The organism is Streptomyces sp. NBC_00286, assembly GCF_036173125.1.
In the GTDB taxonomy this organism is placed as follows: domain Bacteria; phylum Actinomycetota; class Actinomycetes; order Streptomycetales; family Streptomycetaceae; genus Streptomyces.
The window spans coordinates 6849823-6866914 of the sequence record NZ_CP108054.1 but is presented as its reverse complement, the minus strand read 5'-3'; the positions used below and the strand labels follow the sequence as shown (position 1 = coordinate 6866914).

The following is a 17092-nucleotide window of genomic DNA, read 5'->3' as shown; positions in this document are numbered from 1 at the left end:
TCACCTCCTCCCCAACAACAACCGAGCCTCACCCACGGTGATAACGGACCCGGTCACGAGCACGCCCCCACCCGCGAACTCCCCCTCCTCCTCGGCCAGAGTGATCGCCGCCTCCAGCGCATCATCAAGCCGCGGCTCCACCTGAACCCGCTCCTCCCCGAACACCTCAACAGCCAGCGCGGCCAGCGCATCCGCGTCCATGGCCCGATGGCTGGAGTTCTGCGTGATCACCACCTCGGCGAAGATCGGCTCAAAAGCCTCCAGCAGCCCGCGTACGTTCTTGTCGCCGCTCACCCCCACCACGCCGATCAGCCGGCTGAAGTCGAACACCTCACTGACACCCTCGGCGGTCGCCCGGGCCCCCGCCGGATTGTGCGCGGCGTCCAGCACCACGGTCGGCGACCGCCGCACGACCTCCATCCGCCCCGGCGCGGCCACCGCCGCGAACGCCTTCCGCACGGTGTCGATATCGAGCCGGTCCGCCCGCGCCGCACCCACACCGAAGAACGCCTCCACCGCGGCGAGCGCGACGGCTGCGTTGTGCGCCTGGTACGCGCCGTGCACCGGCAGAAACACTTCCTCGTACTCCCCGCCGAGCCCGCGCAGGGTCAACAGCTGCCCACCGACGGCCAGTTGACGCGACACGACCCCGAACTCCAGCCCTTCGCGGGCAACCGTCGCATCGACCTCGACGGCCTTCTTCAGCATCACCTGCGCCGCGTCGACCGGCTGCTGCGCCAGAATCACGGTCGCGCCCTGCTTGACGATGCCCGCCTTCTCCACGGCGATCTCGCCGGGCGTATTGCCCAGTCGGTCGGTGTGGTCGAGATCGATGGGGGTCACCACGGCGACATCACCGTCGATCACATTCGTGGCGTCCCAGCTGCCGCCCATGCCCACTTCGACGACGGCCACATCGACCGGGGCGTCCGCGAATGCCGCGTACGCCATCCCCGTCAGCACCTCGAAGAAGGACAGCCGGAACTCCTGCTGCCCGTCCACCATCTCGACGTACGGCTGAATGTCCCGGTACGTCTCCACGAACCGCTCGGCGTCCATCGGCGCGCCGTCCAGGCTGATCCGCTCGGTGATCGACTGGACGTGCGGCGAGGTGTAGCGCCCGGTGCGCAGTTCGAAGGCGCCGAGCAGGGCCTCGATCATGCGGGCCGTGGACGTCTTGCCGTTCGTCCCCGTGATGTGGATCGAGGGGTACGAGCGCTGCGGCTCCCCCAGTACGTCCATCAGCGCGGCGATCCGCGTGATCGACGGCTCCAGCTTCGTCTCACCCCACCGCGTGGCCAACTCGGCCTCGACCTCGCGCAACGCCTTGTCGACCTCGGGATCGGCCGGCCGCGCGGGAACATCGGCCTCCGGCGGCGCACCCTGGGCGCGCAGAGTACGGCTGCCGGCCTCGATCACCGCGAGATCGGGGTCGCGCTGCGTCTCCGCCTCGACGATCTCTTCGAAGGGGTCGGGTTCGCTGCTGGGGTCTGGGGGGAGCTCACTCACGGGGCCAGTCTACGGAGCCGGACTGACAGGCGTAGCTGCGGGCAGTCGTGCCGCTGGGCGGCAAAAGGCGCCCGGGGCCTTCCAGCTCCGGGCGCCTTCAGCCACGTAACACCGCCTGCTAACCCTGCGGCAACCGCTCCAACTGCGCCTGAATCCGCGCGATGTCCTCGCCGGCCTTGGCAAGCCGCGTACGGATCTTGTCCACGACCTGCTCCGGGGCCTTCGCGAGGAACGCCTCGTTGCCCAGCTTCGCCTCGGCCTGCTGGCGTTCCTTCTGGGCGGCGGCCAGATCCTTCGCGAGCCGCTTCCGTTCCGCGGCCACGTCGATCGTGCCGGAGAGATCCAGCGCGACCTGCGCGCCCGCGACCGGCAGCGTCGCCGTGGCCGCGAAGCCCTCGCCCTCCGGCTGGAGACGCAGCAGCTGGCGGATGGCCGCCTCGTGCGGGGCCAGGGCGGTCCCGTCGAGGGTGAGCCGGGCCGGGACGCGCTGGCCGGGCTGGAGCCCCTGATCGGCACGGAAGCGGCGAACCTCCGTGATGACCTGCTGAAGCGTCTCGATCTCCCGCTCGGCCGCCGTGTCACGGAACCCGCCCGGTGCGTCAGCACCAGGAACAAACACAGCGGCAGGCCAGTCCGCGATCACCACGGACTCGCCGCCCGTGAGCGTGGTCCACAGCGTCTCCGTGACGAACGGGACGATCGGGTGCAGCAGCCGCAGCGTGACGTCCAGGACCTCACCCAGGACCCGCTTGCTGACGTCGGCCGCAGGACCGCCCGCGTTGAACGTCGTCTTGGACAGCTCGACGTACCAGTCGAAGACTTCGTCCCAGGCGAAGTGGAACAGGGCGTCCGACAGCTTGGCGAACTGGTAGTCCTCGTAGAAGGCGTCGACCTCCGCGACCGTCGCGTTCAGCCGGGACAGGATCCAGCGGTCGGTGGACGACAGCTGCTCGACCGGTGGCAGTTCGCCGTCGATCGTGGCGCCGTTCATCAGCGCGAAGCGCGTGGCGTTCCAGATCTTGTTGGCGAAGTTGCGCGAACCCTGGACCCAGTCCTCGCCGATCGGCACGTCCACACCCGGGTTGGCACCGCGCGCGAGCGTGAAGCGCAGGGCGTCGGAGCCGTATTTGTCCATCCAGTCCAGCGGGTTGACCGCGTTGCCGAAGGACTTCGACATCTTCTTGCCGAACTGGTCGCGGACCATCCCATGCAGGGCGATGGTGTGGAACGGCGGGGTGCCGTCCATCGCGTACAGGCCGAACATCATCATCCGGGCGACCCAGAAGAAGAGGATGTCGTAGCCGGTGACCAGGACGGAGTTCGGGTAGAACTTCGCGAGGCTCTCGGTCTGTTCGGGCCAGCCGAGCGTGGAGAACGGCCACAGGCCGGAGGAGAACCAGGTGTCGAGGACGTCGGTGTCCTGCGTCCAGCCCTCGCCGGTCGGGGCTTCGTCGTCGGGGCCGACGCAGACGACCTCGCCGTTCGGCCCGTACCAGACCGGAATCCGGTGTCCCCACCACAACTGCCGCGAGATGCACCAGTCGTGGAGGTTGTCGACCCAGTCGAAGTACCGCTTCTCCATCTCCTGCGGGTGGATCTTGACCCGGCCGTCGCGGACCGCGTCACCGGCGGCCTTGGCGAGCGGGCCGACCTTGACCCACCACTGCATGGACAGCCGCGGCTCGATGGTGGTCTTGCAGCGCGAGCAGTGGCCCACGGAGTGGACGTACGGCCGCTTCTCGGCGACGATCCGGCCCTCGGCGCGCAGGGCGGCGACGATCGCGGAACGGGCCTCAAGCCGGTCCAGGCCCTGAAAGGGGCCGTGTGCCGTGATGACGGCGTGCTCGTCCATGATCGTGATGGCGGGCAGGTCGTGCCGCTGGCCGATCTCGAAGTCGTTCGGGTCGTGTGCCGGGGTCACCTTGACGGCGCCCGTGCCGAACTCGGGATCGACGTGCTCGTCCGCGACGACCGGGATGGAACGGTCGGTCAGCGGCAGCTTGATGAGCTTGCCGACAAGGTGCTTGTAGCGCTCGTCGCCGGGGTGGACGGCAACCGCCGTGTCACCGAGCATCGTCTCGGCACGGGTGGTGGCGACGACGATCGTCTCGTCCCCCTCGCCGTACTTCATGGAGACGAGCTCGCCGTCGTCGTCCTGGTACTCGACCTCGATGTCCGAGATGGCGGTGAGGCACCGGGGACACCAGTTGATGATGCGCTCGGCACGGTAGATCAGCTCGTCGTCGTACAGCCTCTTGAAGATGGTCTGAACGGCCTCCGAGAGCCCCTCATCCATGGTGAAGCGCTCACGCGACCAGGCAACGCCGTCCCCGAGCCGCTTCATCTGCCCGGAGATCTGCCCGCCGGACTCGGCCTTCCACTGCCAGACGCGCTCGACGAAGGCCTCGCGCCCCAGGTCGTGGCGGGACTTGCCCTCCTTGCCCAGTTCACGCTCGACGACGTTCTGCGTGGCGATACCAGCGTGGTCCATGCCGGGCTGCCACAGCGTCTCGTACCCCTGCATGCGCTTGCGGCGCGTGAGGGCGTCGATGAGCGTGTGCTCGAAGGCGTGGCCCAGGTGCAGGCTGCCCGTGACATTCGGCGGCGGGATGACAACGGTGTACGGCGGCTTCTCGCTCTTCGCGTCCGCCTCGAAGTAACCCCGCTCTACCCAGCGCTCGTACAGCTTCCCCTCTACCTCGGCCGGCGCGTACTGGGTCGGCAGTTCGGGGGTGTTGGCTGGCGGCTGCTGCTGAGCGTTGTCGGTCACGGGGTCAGTTTAGAGGTGTTACGGACCCGTCCCGAAACCGGATTGTTTGGTAACGGTGGGCCCCCGGCGCTCCGCAGGTGTGCTCCTTACGACAGGATGTTCGGAACGCATAAGTATCTGGAGGGGAACCCAGAAATGAGCTACAACCAGCCGGGCCCGTACGGCGGGCAGCCCCAGCAGCCCGGACCGTACGGTCAGCCGGGCGGCCAGCCCGGCGGTCAGCCGGGCCCCTACGGCCAGCCGCCGCAAGCTCCGCAGCCCGGCTATGGCTACCCGCAGCAGGCTCCTCCGCAGCAGCCGGGCTACGGGTACCCCCAGCAGACTCCTCCCGGTGCTCCGCCCCAGCAGCCCGGCTACGGCCAGCAGCCGCCGTACGGCCAGCAGCCCCCGCCCTACGGCATGCCGCAGCCGCCCGCTCCCGGCGGCGGCAAGAAGAAGACCGGGATCGTCATCGGCGCCGTGGCGGTCGTGGCCGCGATCGCGGTCGGCGCGTACTTCGTGATCGGCGGAGGCGGCGGTTCCTCGGACGTCGCGGACGACGGCCCGCACAAGCTGACTACGCCGGCGTCGGTGCTCAGCGGTGAGTACAAGAAGGGCGACGAAGGCGCGAACAGCAGCAGCTTCAACGAGGAAGACATCAAGAACGCCGAGGAAGCCGGCGTGAAGAACCCCACGGACGTGAACGCCGCGTACGAGGCCGGGGACAAGGACAACCCGCTGTCGCAGAAGCTCCTCCAGTTCGTGGGCGTCTACGGCGAGATCGAGGACCCGGAGAAGGTCGTCGACGCCATGTTCGCCGAGTTGAAGAAGGAGTCCGACACGGACAAGGGCGAGCTCGTCGGCAGCCCGAAGGCCTTCACGCCCGCCGGGCTCGACGGCGCCGTCCTGAAGTGCCAGGAGACCAGGGTCCCGGGCGACGAGACCGGCGAGGCGGGACCCAAGGAGATCAAGATGCCGGTGTGCATCTGGGGTGACCACAGCACCCTCGGTGTCACCATCGACGCGAACATCGCCGACGCCCTGGCGGGCAAGGGCCCCGACCTCGCAGCGGCGGCCGAGCAGGCGGCCAAGTTCCGCAAGGAAGTCCGCGTCAAGGCCTGACGCCGCGCATCAACGAGCAAGGGGCCCCGGTCAGTTGACCGGGGCCCCTTCGCTACGCGTACGAGCGGCTACGCCGTCTTCTGCTCCCCCGAGCCCCGCCCCCGCGCATCACGCGGAATGAGCGTCGGGTTCACGTTCGAGAGGACGACGTCCGCGGTGATGACGACGCGGCCTACGTCCTTGCGGGACGGGACCTCGTACATCACCGACTGCAGGACCTCTTCCATGATGGCGCGCAAGCCGCGGGCGCCGGTCTGCCTCAAGATGGCCTGATCCGCGATGGCTTCGAGGGCCTCGCGCTCGAAGTCCAGCTCTACGCCGTCGAGTTCGAAGAGGCGCTGGTACTGCTTCACCAGCGCGTTGCGCGGCTCGACCAGGATCTGGAGGAGCGCCTCGCGGTCGAGGTTGTGGACCGAAGTGATCACAGGGAGGCGACCGATGAACTCGGGGATCATGCCGAACTTGACCAGGTCCTCGGGCATGACGTCCTCGAACTGGTCCTTCTCCTCCAGCTCGCGCTTCGAGCGGATCGTCGCGCCGAAGCCGATGCCCTTCGCGCCCGCGCGGGACTCGATGATCTTCTCCAGGCCGGCGAAGGCGCCGCCCACGATGAACAGGACGTTCGTCGTGTCGATCTGGATGAACTCCTGGTGGGGATGCTTGCGGCCGCCCTGCGGCGGGACCGAGGCCGTCGTGCCCTCCAGGATCTTGAGCAGCGCCTGCTGGACGCCCTCGCCGCTCACGTCCCGCGTGATCGACGGGTTCTCGCTCTTGCGGGCCACCTTGTCGATCTCGTCGATGTAGATGATCCCGGTCTCGGCCTTCTTGACGTCGTAGTCCGCGGCCTGGATGAGCTTCAGCAGGATGTTCTCTACGTCCTCGCCGACATATCCCGCCTCCGTCAGCGCCGTCGCGTCGGCGATGGCGAAGGGGACATTCAGCATGCGCGCCAGAGTCTGGGCGAGCAGGGTCTTTCCGGAGCCCGTGGGGCCGAGGAGCAGGATGTTGGACTTCGCCAGCTCGATGGCGTCGTCGCGGTTCTGGCTCCCGCCGTTCTCACCGGCCTGGACCCGCTTGTAGTGGTTGTACACCGCTACGGAGAGAGCCTTCTTCGCCGACTCCTGCCCGACGACGTACCCCTCGAGGAACTCGTAGATCTCGCGAGGTTTGGGGAGTTCCTCCCACCTCACCTCGCTCGTTTCGGCGAGCTCTTCCTCGATGATCTCGTTGCAGAGATCGATGCACTCGTCGCAGATGTACACACCGGGGCCTGCGATGAGCTTCTTGACCTGCTTCTGGCTCTTGCCACAGAACGAGCACTTGAGCAGATCGCCGCCGTCACCGATGCGTGCCACGGTGTGCTTCCCCTTCGCCTGGGAGACGCCTAGGTCCAGCGGCTCCTGGTGCTGCCTTATGTCCGACGGTACCTTGCCTAGCCCCCCGTTCGGGCCCCCCTTGGCGCGGTTCACTTTGACGCGTACGGCGCCAAACCGTGCCAAGGGGCGGCTGACGATACAGCGCTACGTCACGCGACCGCGGCGCTATTCATCTTCCTGGTCGAGATGATCTGGTCGATCAGGCCGTACGAGAGCGCGTCCTCAGCGGTGAGGATCTTGTCGCGCTCGATGTCCTCGCGGATCTTCTCGATCGGCGTCGTGGAGTGCTTGGCCAGCAGTTCCTCCAGCTGGGCACGCATCCTGAGGATCTCGTTCGCCGCGATCTCAAGGTCGGAGACCTGGCCGCGGCCCGTCTCGCTGTAGGGCTGGTGGATCAGCACACGGGCGTTGGGCAGCGCCATGCGCTTGCCCGGCGTACCGGCGGCGAGCAGGATCGCGGCGGCGGAGGCCGCCTGTCCCATGCAGACCGTCTGGATGTCCGGCTTCACGAACTGCATCGTGTCGTAGATCGCGGTGAGCGCCGTGAAGGAGCCGCCGGGGCTGTTGATGTAGACCGAGATGTCCCGGTCGGGGTCCATCGACTCCAGGCACAGCAGCTGCGCCATGACGTCGTTGGCGGAGGCGTCGTCGATCTGCACGCCGAGGAAGATCACGCGCTCCTCGAAGAGCTTCGCGTACGGGTCGTACTCGCGCACGCCCTGCGAGGTGCGCTCGACAAAGCGCGGGATGACGTAGCGGGACTCCGCGCGGGGGCCGGTGTACTCGGCCTCCGTGCGGGCGTAGAGGCCGCTGCCGGGGAAGTCGTTCACTGTGTCTCCTGGGAGCCTGATAAAGAGCTGAGGCGGTCGGCTGGGGGCTCGGAAGGCTTACGCCGGCTGCGCCCCGGCCGCGTACGGGCTGCCCGTGGGCGCATGCCGTACCAGCCGTGGGCGCGTGCCGGGCTAGGCCGCTCCGGTGCCTCCGCCGCCCGGCATACCGGCAGCGGTGGGCATGATGTCGTCGATCAGGCCGTATTCCTTGGCCTCGATCGGGTCGAACCAGCGGTCACGGTCCGAGTCGCGAGTGATCTGCTCCACGGTCTGGCCGGTGTGGAAGGCGGTCAGCTCCGCCATCCGCTTCTTGGTGTGCAGCAGCCGCTCGGCGTGGATCTTGATGTCCGACGCGGAACCGGCGAGGCCGGCCGAGGGCTGGTGGATCAGGATCTCGGCATTCGGCAGGGCGAAACGCTTGCCCGGGGTGCCCGCGCTCAGCAGGAACTGGCCCATGGAGGCCGCCATGCCCATGGCAATGGTCACCACGTCGTTCTGGATGTACTGCATGGTGTCGTAGATCGCCATGCCGGCCGTGATCGATCCGCCGGGGCTGTTGATGTACAGGAAGATGTCCTTGTCCGGGTCGGCGGCAAGGAGCAGCAGCTGTGCGGTGATCTTGTTCGCGATGTCGTCGTCGACCGGCTGGCCGAGGAAGATGATTCGCTCACCGAGCAGCCGGTTGTAGACCTGGTCGCCGAGGCCACCACCGATGGAGGGCTCGCCGGCGGCTGAAGGCATCAGATTCGTCACGTATCCACCTGCTCGTCTAAACGACGGCGCCGGGGCCGTCTTACGTAGTCCCTGCCGGGGGCTGGGCAGTTTCGGGGACTCCCCTGCCCTCGTACTCATGGACCCTAACGCGCGGGTCCCTTCGGGGAATCCCGAGGAGCTGACTGTTCGCTGTGAGCGCATGCGCTCCGCTGGTTGCGCAGGGTTTTTGGCGCGGTGCGCCCCGCCAGGGGCGGACCCCGCCAGGGGCGCGGGGAACTGCGCGACCAGCCCACAACAAGCCGCACCCGCCGATGCACAGCCCGTCGCAGACGCGCCTGCGGGTCTTGGGGGCTGAGCGCGCCCACGCGGCGGAGCCGCACATGTCACAGCCCCGCGCCCCTTCGGGGTGCTGCCCTGGGCGTGGCGCAGCAGGCCCCGGACCGCTTGTGCGGTCCGGGGCCTGCTGGAGGTGCAGCGAGGCGATCAGGCCTCAGGCTTCTCCTCGGGGGCCTCAGTGGCCTCGGTGGAGCCCTCCGCGGGGGTCTCCTCGGCCGAGCCCTCGGCAGAGACCTCGTCCTCCTCGTCGTCCAGGTCCACGAGCTCGCCGTTCGTGTCCTTGACGGTGGCGGCCTCTACGACGACCGCGAGGGCCTTGCCGCGGGCGACCTCGCCGACGAGCATCGGGACCTGGCCGCCCTCGACGACGGCCTGGGCGAACTGGTCGGGGGACATGCCGGAGGAAGCCGCGCGACGCATGAGGTGCTCGGTGAGCTCCTCCTGGTTGACGTTCAGCTTCTCCTTGTTGACCAGCTCGTCGAGGACGAACTGGGTCTTGATGCCCTTGACCGCGGCCTCGCGCGTCTCGGTGTCGAACTCCTCGGCCGTCTTGCCCTGGATCTCCAGGTACTGCGGCAGGTCGAGGCCCATCTGGCCGAGCTGGTGGTGCTCGAGGTTGTGCTTACGGGTGTTGATCTCGTCCTCGAGGAGCTTCTCCGGGACGGGCACCTCGACCAGCTCGAGCAGCTTCTCCAGGACGCGCTCCTGGGCCTGCGTGGCCTGGTCGTACTGCTTCATGTTCTCGAGGCGCTTACGGCTGTCCGCCCGCAGCTCCTCCAGGGTGTCGAACTCGGAGGCGAGCTGAGCGAAGTCGTCGTCCAGTTCGGGGAGCTCGCGCGCGGCGACCTGGGTGACCTTGACGGAGACCTCGGCCTCCTTGCCGGCCGCCGAGCCGCCCTTGAGCTCGGAGGTGAAGGTGGCCTCGCCACCGGCCTCCAGGCCCTTCACGGCGTCGTCGATGCCGTCCAGCAGTTCACCGGAGCCGATGGTGTAGGAGACGCCGTTCGCGACGCCGTCCTCCAGGACCTCGCCGTCGACCTTGGCCTCCAGGTCGATCGTCACGACGTCGCCGTCCTCGGCGGCGCGCTCGACCGGCGTGGTGGAGGCGAAGCGCTCACGCAGCTCCTCGACGGCCTTGTCGACGTCCTCCTCGCTGACCTCGACGGCGTCGACCTCGACCTCGATGCCGGAGTAGTCCGGGATCTCGATGGCCGGGCGGATGTCGACCTCGGCGGTGAAGTTCAGCGTCTCGCCGTCCTTCAGCTCCGTGATGTCGACCTCGGGCTGGCCGAGCACGTTCAGCTCGGCGTTGTTGACCGCGTCGGTGTAGAACTTCGGAAGCGCGTCGTTGACCGCCTCCTCCAGAACCGCACCGCGGCCGAACCGCTGGTCGATGACGCGCGCCGGAATCTTGCCCTTCCGGAACCCCTTCACCGTGACCTGCTGGTTGATCTTCTTGTACGCCGCGTCGAGGCTGTCCTTGAGCTCCTCGAAGGGCACCTCGACAGTGAGCCGAACCCGGGTCGGGTTCAGGGTCTCCACGGCGCTCTTCACGGTTCGGTCTCCTTGATGGCTGACTTCTTGGGGTTCTGCTGTCGACCTCTGCCGGATGCGGCGGGTGCCTCAGCGGATTCGCGGCCCTTGTGAGACGTAACAGTGCAGACATACGGGCGCGCAATTTGCATAGTAGCCGCAGGCGGTACACGCCCCAAAAGGCGAGCTTCCGGTGCCACGGGTCCCGGGGAGCCCGGTCGGGTTCCGGACCGGGTCCCCGCTGGTGGTCACCGGGTCCCTGCTGGTGGTCGGGGTGGCGGGATTTGAACCCACGGCCTTCCGCTCCCAAAGCGGACGCGCTACCAAGCTGCGCCACACCCCGTTCGGTGCGACACGTAGGGTACATGCCCACCGACACCACGGCTCCCGCATTTCCCGGGCGCCTGAGGGGCCGCGGAACGGGATGTGCGATGAAGGGTGCCACCCGCTACGATGCTCCAGTGCCGCGCGTCCACTGACCTGCGGCGCGTCCCGTGCGGGCGTAGCTCAATGGTAGAGCCCCAGTCTTCCAAACTGGCTACGCGGGTTCGATTCCCGTCGCCCGCTCCATACGGCTCAGGGCCAGGTCAGAGGTCACATCCTCTGACCTGGCCCTGAGGCGTTTTCGGCGTCGAGCGCGTGCGGGAGCGGTCCGCGATGGCTCGCGGAGCTGGCGTACTCGCGGACCGGGGCCTCGTGCAGGGGCGCCGGGAGCAGTACGTGCTCAGCTCGCTCAGAACTGGATCTCGTTGAGGGTCTCCGCTATCGAGTTGAGGAAGCGCTGGATGTCGTCGGCCATGCCCGTCGAGGCCAGGAAGAAGCCGAACAGTACGGCGACGATCGCCGGACCCGGCTTGATGGATCCTCCCCGGATCAACACCACGAGGACGATCGCCAACAGCAACACAACTGATAGCGAAATGGCCACAACTGATCACACCCTACGGTCGGTCCGCTCTCCCGGCCCGAGGGTGCCACCCCGCACACCCCCGCAGAACCATCGTGCCACCAACAGGCCCGGCCTATGCGGGAGGTGGGGCATCATCGGCCATGGTTCTCGCCGTACCTGCACAATCCGTACCCGCCCGGCGCTCTCCGGCGGCCATGAACGGCGGTGCCACGTACGGCAATTCGCGGAGTGTCCCGCACGCCGAATTCAGGAGGGTGATTGCCGTGCCCACCCATCCTGCTCGCAGATTATTCGAATTGTTGCCGCGGGCACAGCAGGAGGCCGGCCAGCGGCTCGGAGAGGGTGTCAACAAACGCCGATCAGCGGACATTTCACCAGAGTCGCCTGCGGATGTTATGCACCATTTAGTCGGGATGAAGGGGTACGTAACAGACGTACGTGTTACAGCAGTCGACCTCCGAGCCGATCTCCGCATCACCAAGTCGACTTCACCTCGCTTCCCTCTCCGTTCTTCAAATCCCCCGTGCTCAGCGGGATAAGCGGGGGTTAAGCAGGAATGACGAGGAGGGTTTTACGAAAACGCACCGGCAACGCTAGGGTGCCTCAGATGTTCACCGCTGCCTCGTCCCCCGCATGCGCAGTGAGGTCCCGGATCCTCTCCCCCAGCTCCTGGTGGGAGGGTCTGTGACGAACTCGCTCCGCCCACACGGCCAACAGAGGGCACCGCTCCCGCCGACGGAGGAATCGTCGCTGTCCGCGATGCCGAGCCCTCGAACCCGCGACAGCCCGCAGACGGACACCGCTCCTGCCGGGCCTCAGGCCAAGCCGGCCAAGCAACGCGACGCGTTCTTCGACAACGCCAAGTACCTGGCCATCGTGCTCGTCGCGATGGGCCACGCCTGGCAACCGCTGACGGAACACAGCCGCAGCGCCGAGGCGCTCTACATGGTCGTCTACACCTTCCACATGCCGGCGTTCATCCTCATCTCCGGCTACTTCTCGCGCAGTTTCGACATGCGTGCCGACCGGCTCCAGCGGCTGGTGACGGGCATCGCCGTGCCGTACGTCCTCTTCGAAGCCGCGTACTCCGTCTTCAAGAAGGTGGCGGACGACGATCCGGGCCATCCGGTCAGCCTGCTCGACCCCTGGTACCTCACCTGGTTCCTGGTCGCGCTGTTCGTATGGCGGCTGACGACCCCCCTGTGGAAGGTCGTGCGCTGGCCGGTGCCGCTCGCGCTCGCCATCGCGGTGCTCGCCTCGGTCTCGCCGGACATCGGTGACGACCTGGATCTGCAACGTGTGCTGCAGTTCCTGCCGTTCTTCGTCATCGGCCTGTTCATGAAGCCCGAGCACTTCCAGTTGATGCGGCGCCGAGAGGTCCGGATCCTGTCGGTGCCGGTGTTCGCGGCGGCGCTGGTCGTGGCGTACTGGGCGGCTCCGCGCATGACGTCGGCGTGGTTCTACCACCGGGACAGTGCCCAGGAGTTGGGCACGCCGTGGTGGGCCGGTGTCGTGATGACGCTCGCGCTGTTCGGCTGCTCGATGGTCCTCACGGCCTGCTTCTTCTCCTGGGTGCCGCGTCGCAAGATGTGGTTCACGGTGCTCGGCGCGGGGACGCTGTACGGCTATCTGCTGCACGGTTTCCTGGTCAAGGGCGGCCGTTTCTGGGGCTGGTTCGACTACGAGTGGCTGCATGAGCCGCTCGGCGAGATCTTCGTCACCCTGGTCGCCGCCGCCGTGGTCACCCTGCTGTGCACCCCGCCCATCCAGCGCGCCTTCCGCTTCGCGATGGAGCCGAAGATGGAGTGGGCGTTCAAGCGGGACGCGACGGAGCTGGCCCGCGACCGGGGCAAGTCGTAGTCGAGACCCAAGTCCTAGGCCAGGCCCAAGAGTTCGCGCATCCTCGCGTACTTCTCCTCCAGTCGCGTCCGCGTGGGCTCGTCCAGGGCCGCCAGCCTGGCCGGATTCGCGTTGTGGGCCAGGTCGGATTCCTTGACCAGGAGGGCTCCCGGGGTCGCCAGGATGCGTTCTGCGTACGACTCCGGGGGCTCGCCGGGGCGCTTGGTGAGGGCCAGCACGATGTCCTTGGTGCGCCTGGTCAGCGCGGCCTCGTGCAGCAGCCAGTCCTCCGAGAGGACCTCGTCCTCGATGGTGTCGTGCAGCCAGGCGGCGGCGATCTGTTCGTCGTCGCCGCCCCGGGCCCGTACCCCTTCGGCCACCGCCTGGAGGTGCTCGGCGTACGGTCGGCCCGCCTTGTCGGTCTGGGCGGCGTGCGCGTTACGGGCGATGGCTTCGACTTCGGTGAGGCTCAGCAGCGCTTTCTCGGTCATGCGTCGAGTGTCCCGCGCAGCGCCGACCTGGCGGGTACCGACGCCGCCGCCAGACCGGTCACGAGCACGGTCGCGGCGAGCGAGCCGTACAGCAGCGGCGGTATGTACGGCGACTGCCCCGTCAGCCCCTTCATCATCGGGACGAGCGTGGCGAGCGCGATGCCCGTACCGAGGACGAGGCCCGCGAGCGTGACGAGCAGGGCCTCCCAGTGGATCATGTTCAGCACCTGGCGGCGGGTGGAGCCGATGAGCCGCAGGGTGCCCAGTTCGCGGCGGCGATCGAGGACCGTCATCACCAGCGTGTTGACGGCGGCGACGGCCGCGAAGCCACCGAGGACGGCGGCCATGACGGTGTTGGCCCAGGCGTTCAGCTCGCTGTCGAGGGACTGGGCGGCGTGGTGGCCACCGCGGTCCGTGACCGTGCCGAACTTCTCCAGCCCGGCCGCGCTGCCGCCCTTCGTCCAGAGTTCGGTGGCAAAGGCGGAGCTGACATGCCGCGCCAAGTCCGCGTGGCTGAAGGTCACTTGGGACAGCCCCATACCGCGGCCGTACGTCGCCACGACCGTCGGCCTCACCTTCGTACCGTCGGGCAGCCGCAGCTCGACACGCTCGCCGACGCCGACGCCTGCGTCACGGGCCAGCGAGGCGTCCATCGCGACCTGCCCCCGCTCCAGCGACAACGCACCCTTCTCCACCTTCAAATCCTGTACGCGGGCCAGGTCCCGCCCCGACCCCATGACGCCCTGGGCGGAGGCCTGCTGAAGGTACCCGTTCGCCGGGAGGAGGACGCCGGTCTTCAACAGTCCGACGGCGGCAGTGACTTCGGGCGCGCGGGCGGCCTGCCGTACCGCGCCCGGTGTCAGCCCCGCCTCCGAGGTCACGATGTGGTCGGCCACGGTGCCGGCCCGCTGCTGCTCCTGTGTGACCCGCTCCTCGCTGGTGTGCATGAAGACGAGCACGGAGGAGAAGGCCATCGCCAGGACGATCGGGGTGATCGCGGAGGCCAGTCGGCGGGCGTTCGTACGGGCGTTGGCGGCCGCCAGCGAGGCGGAGGCGCCCGCGCCACGCAACGGCAAACCGAACAAGGCGGCGCAGAGGCGCGCGATCAGCGGGCCGAGCAGCGCCACGGCCAGCATGAACAGCATCACGATGCCCAGCGCAGCGTTGGCCGCGTCCTCGCCGGTCGTCGAGGCGGACACGCCCGCGCAGACGAAGCCGCCGACGGCCGCCGCGATCCCCAGCGGCGTACGGATCCAGCCGATCCGCAGCCGCTCCACGGACGCCTCGGCGAGCGCCTGCCCCGGCTTGATCCGCGCCGGCCGACGCGCCGCCATATACCCGGCGACCAGCGCGGTGCCGAGCACACCGCCGACGGCCGTAAGCAACGGTATGTACGACACCGACAGCTCCACCGGCGCCGGAATCGCCCCCTTGTCCTTGAGCTGCCCGAACCACCAACGAGCCAGCCCGATACCCGGCAGACAGCCCAAGAGCCCGGCGAGAGGAGCGACCAGCAGGGTCTCGGTGGCGATGGACCGGCGGATCTGGCGCGGAGTCGTACCGATCGCGCGCAACAGCGCGAACTCCCGGGCCCGCTGGGCGACGGACAGCGCCACCGTCCCCGCCGCCGTGAACACGGCCACCATCGTCGCGACTCCGCCGAACGACCCGCCGATCCCGACGAGCAGTTCCTCGGCCTCGGCGAGGGAGGAGTCCTCGACGGAGCCACGGCTGTCGCCGGTGTGGACCTCGGCCCGGTTCCCGAGGGCACGCGCGACCTGGGCTTTGAGTGCCTCGGCCGTCACACCGTCCTTCGGCAGGACGGCAATCGCGTCTATACGCCCGGGGTGACCGGAGATGCGTACGGCTTCGGAGTCGGCGAACCATACGGTCCCCTCCCCCTGTTCTTCGGGTTTCGCAATGCCAGAGACGCGGAAGGTGCGCGGGCCGTCGGTGGTGGTGAGGCGGACACGTTCGCCGACCGTGCCCTTCGCGAGTACGACCTCACCGTCCTCCGGCGCCCGGCCCGCCGCCAGCCGCTCGCCGGTGAACGCGGTGGAACCCCAGCCGTGGGCGGTGAGCTGTGTGCCGTCGCCCGTCTGCACGGGGAAGGTGACGTCCGCGACGGCCTGGCGCGCACCGGGCACCGAACCGGCCTTCGCCACCAGGGAGTTGTCCAGCCGGGCGCGGTCCGGGACCGGTACGGCGTCGTCCTCGCGGCTGTCGCCGTGGCCGGTGACGCGGTGGGCGCGTTGGTCGGCGGCGGCGACCACGGGGGCGTCCTGGTAGCGGACGGGTGGGACGGAGGCGCGCAGGCCCGTCTCCAGGAGGATGCCGCAGGCCGAGACGATCAGCGCGGCCATCGCCAGGGCGACGAACGTGCCGACGAATGCGGCTGGCTTGAAGCGGACTGCTGCGCGGGCGAGGCCGTTGGGTACGAACATCACGCGGCCGCTCGTACGGTCGTCGCGGGAGCCGTCAGCGCCGTCATCCGGGCGGCGATCTGCTCCGCCGGGGCGCGGTCCAGGTGGTCGACGATCTGGCCGTCGGCGAGGAACAGGACGCGGTCGGCCCAGGCGGCGGCCGTCGGGTCGTGGGTGACCATGACGACGGTTGCACCGAGGTCGTCAACGGCCTGACGGAGGAGGGCGAGCACCTCGGTGGCGGTGCGGGTGTCGAGGGCGCCGGTGGGCTCGTCCGCGAACACCACGTGGGGGCGGGTGACCAGGGCGCGGGCGATGGCCACGCGCTGCTGTTGTCCGCCGGAGAGCTGGCCCGGGCGGCGGCGGGCCAGGCCGTCCAGGCCTACCTGGGCGAGGACCTCGGCCGCGCGGTGGCGGTCGGGGCGGTGGCCTGCGAGGCGCATGGGTAGGACGACGTTCTGTTCGACGGTGAGGGATGGGAGCAGGTTGAAGGCTTGGAAGACGAAGCCGAGGCGTTCGCGGCGTAGGGCTGTGAGCTTGTTCTCGCTCATGCCGGTGATTTCTGTGCCGCCGAGGCGGACCGTTCCGCTGGTGGGGCGGTCGAGGCCTGCGGCGCACTGGAGGAAGGTGGACTTTCCGGAGCCGGAAGGGCCCATCACCGCGGTGTAGGTGCCGCGGGGGAGGGTGAGGTCTATGCCGCGTAGGGCGTGTACGGCGGAGGTGCCTCGGCCGTATCGCCGCCGGACGCTCCGCAGTTCTACGGCCCAGTCGGCATCCGGGCTCGGGCCGCTCCGTACGTTCTGCGGGGTCTTCTCGGCCCCATCGTCGTACCGCCTCTTCCGCAGGCCCATGCCGGGTCCGTCCTTCCGACTCGCCGATCTCTGTCGATGGCTCGACGCTACGGATTTGGTGGCGGCCTTCACCATGCGGTCGACCGCCGAGTTGGGGTGGGGGAAACCCCAGGTCGGCCCCGGGGGTATTTCGTCCGCGGCGGCGAGAGAGGTTCCTTTCCCCAGCCCCGCCCCTTCCCGAAACTGGGGGCTCCGCCCCCAGGCCCCCTGCCTCCCGCTGGAGGTCGCCTGCGGCGGGCGGGTGCAGCGCCTCCGGCGGGTGGGTGGGTTCAGGGGTGGGTGGGGCGCCCACTGCGGGTCGTTGGGTCCGCGCGCGCCCACCGCGGGTGGGTGGGGCGCCTACTGGGGTGGGGTGTTGGGATCGTGTGCGGCTGCGGGTTCGTTGTGGCTTGTCGCGCAGTTCCCCGCG

12 protein-coding genes and 2 tRNA genes are annotated in these 17092 nt (G+C 68.7%); 3 read left to right on the top strand and 11 right to left on the bottom strand.

Features of this window, described 5'->3' with window-relative positions:
* Both folC and OHT21_RS31225 read right to left on the bottom strand, forming a co-directional pair.
* Positions 1-1509 (bottom strand): bifunctional tetrahydrofolate synthase/dihydrofolate synthase, encoded by a 1509-nt coding sequence (gene folC / locus OHT21_RS31230; protein ID WP_328771608.1) that lies wholly within the window; start codon positions 1507-1509, stop codon positions 1-3.
* A 118-nt stretch (positions 1510-1627) separates the two neighbouring features.
* Positions 1628-4279 (bottom strand): valine--tRNA ligase, encoded by a 2652-nt coding sequence (locus OHT21_RS31225; RefSeq protein ID WP_328771607.1) that lies wholly within the window; start codon positions 4277-4279, stop codon positions 1628-1630.
* A 135-nt stretch (positions 4280-4414) separates the two neighbouring features.
* On the opposite strand from OHT21_RS31225, the gene OHT21_RS31220 reads away from it, so the two are divergent.
* Positions 4415-5380, top strand: coding sequence for a hypothetical protein (locus OHT21_RS31220; RefSeq protein ID WP_328771606.1), 966 nt, complete (start codon positions 4415-4417; stop codon positions 5378-5380).
* A 68-nt stretch (positions 5381-5448) separates the two neighbouring features.
* On the opposite strand, the gene clpX is transcribed toward OHT21_RS31220, so the two are convergent.
* The 5 genes from clpX to OHT21_RS31195 all read right to left on the bottom strand — a co-directional run bounded on the left by clpX (position 5449) and on the right by OHT21_RS31195 (position 10512).
* A complete protein-coding gene (gene clpX, locus OHT21_RS31215; RefSeq protein WP_328771605.1) occupies positions 5449-6735 on the bottom strand; it encodes an ATP-dependent Clp protease ATP-binding subunit ClpX in 1287 nt (428 codons plus the stop codon).
* Positions 6736-6905: 170 nt separating this feature from the next.
* Positions 6906-7586, bottom strand: coding sequence for an ATP-dependent Clp protease proteolytic subunit (locus OHT21_RS31210; RefSeq protein WP_328771604.1), 681 nt, complete (start codon positions 7584-7586; stop codon positions 6906-6908).
* 132 nt (positions 7587-7718) lie between these two features.
* Positions 7719-8327: an ATP-dependent Clp protease proteolytic subunit gene (locus OHT21_RS31205; RefSeq protein WP_119103789.1), complete on the bottom strand. Its 609-nt coding sequence runs from the start codon at positions 8325-8327 to the stop codon at positions 7719-7721.
* Positions 8328-8783: 456 nt separating this feature from the next.
* Entirely contained in the window at positions 8784-10190 is a 1407-nt protein-coding gene (tig, locus tag OHT21_RS31200) for a trigger factor (RefSeq protein WP_328771603.1), read from the bottom strand.
* A gap of 245 nt (positions 10191-10435) precedes the next feature.
* A tRNA-Pro gene (locus OHT21_RS31195) sits at positions 10436-10512 on the bottom strand.
* 153 nt (positions 10513-10665) lie between these two features.
* On the opposite strand from OHT21_RS31195, the gene OHT21_RS31190 reads away from it, so the two are divergent.
* Positions 10666-10739 (top strand) — tRNA-Gly (locus tag OHT21_RS31190).
* A gap of 163 nt (positions 10740-10902) precedes the next feature.
* Here the strand turns inward: OHT21_RS31190 and OHT21_RS31185 are convergent.
* Positions 10903-11097 carry a hypothetical protein gene (locus OHT21_RS31185; RefSeq protein WP_328771602.1) on the bottom strand — a complete coding sequence of 65 codons (195 nt, stop codon included), beginning with the start codon at positions 11095-11097 and terminating at the stop codon, positions 10903-10905.
* 741 nt (positions 11098-11838) lie between these two features.
* Here OHT21_RS31185 and OHT21_RS31180 point away from each other — a divergent pair.
* Positions 11839-12939, top strand: coding sequence for an acyltransferase family protein (locus tag OHT21_RS31180; RefSeq protein ID WP_443050455.1), 1101 nt, complete (start codon positions 11839-11841; stop codon positions 12937-12939).
* A gap of 14 nt (positions 12940-12953) precedes the next feature.
* On the opposite strand, the gene OHT21_RS31175 is transcribed toward OHT21_RS31180, so the two are convergent.
* From OHT21_RS31175 to OHT21_RS31165, 3 genes are read right to left on the bottom strand one after another with little or no spacing between them, the layout of a single operon-like run.
* Positions 12954-13409 carry an HD domain-containing protein gene (locus OHT21_RS31175; protein WP_328771600.1) on the bottom strand — a complete coding sequence of 152 codons (456 nt, stop codon included), beginning with the start codon at positions 13407-13409 and terminating at the stop codon, positions 12954-12956.
* Positions 13406-15853 carry an ABC transporter permease gene (locus tag OHT21_RS31170; RefSeq protein WP_328774291.1) on the bottom strand — a complete coding sequence of 816 codons (2448 nt, stop codon included), beginning with the start codon at positions 15851-15853 and terminating at the stop codon, positions 13406-13408. Before OHT21_RS31170 ends, OHT21_RS31175 begins: the two co-directional genes overlap by 4 nt.
* Positions 15853-16683 (bottom strand): ABC transporter ATP-binding protein, encoded by an 831-nt coding sequence (locus OHT21_RS31165; RefSeq protein ID WP_328771599.1) that lies wholly within the window; start codon positions 16681-16683, stop codon positions 15853-15855. Before OHT21_RS31165 ends, OHT21_RS31170 begins: the two co-directional genes overlap by 1 nt.
* Positions 16684-17092: the final 409 nt, after the last annotated feature.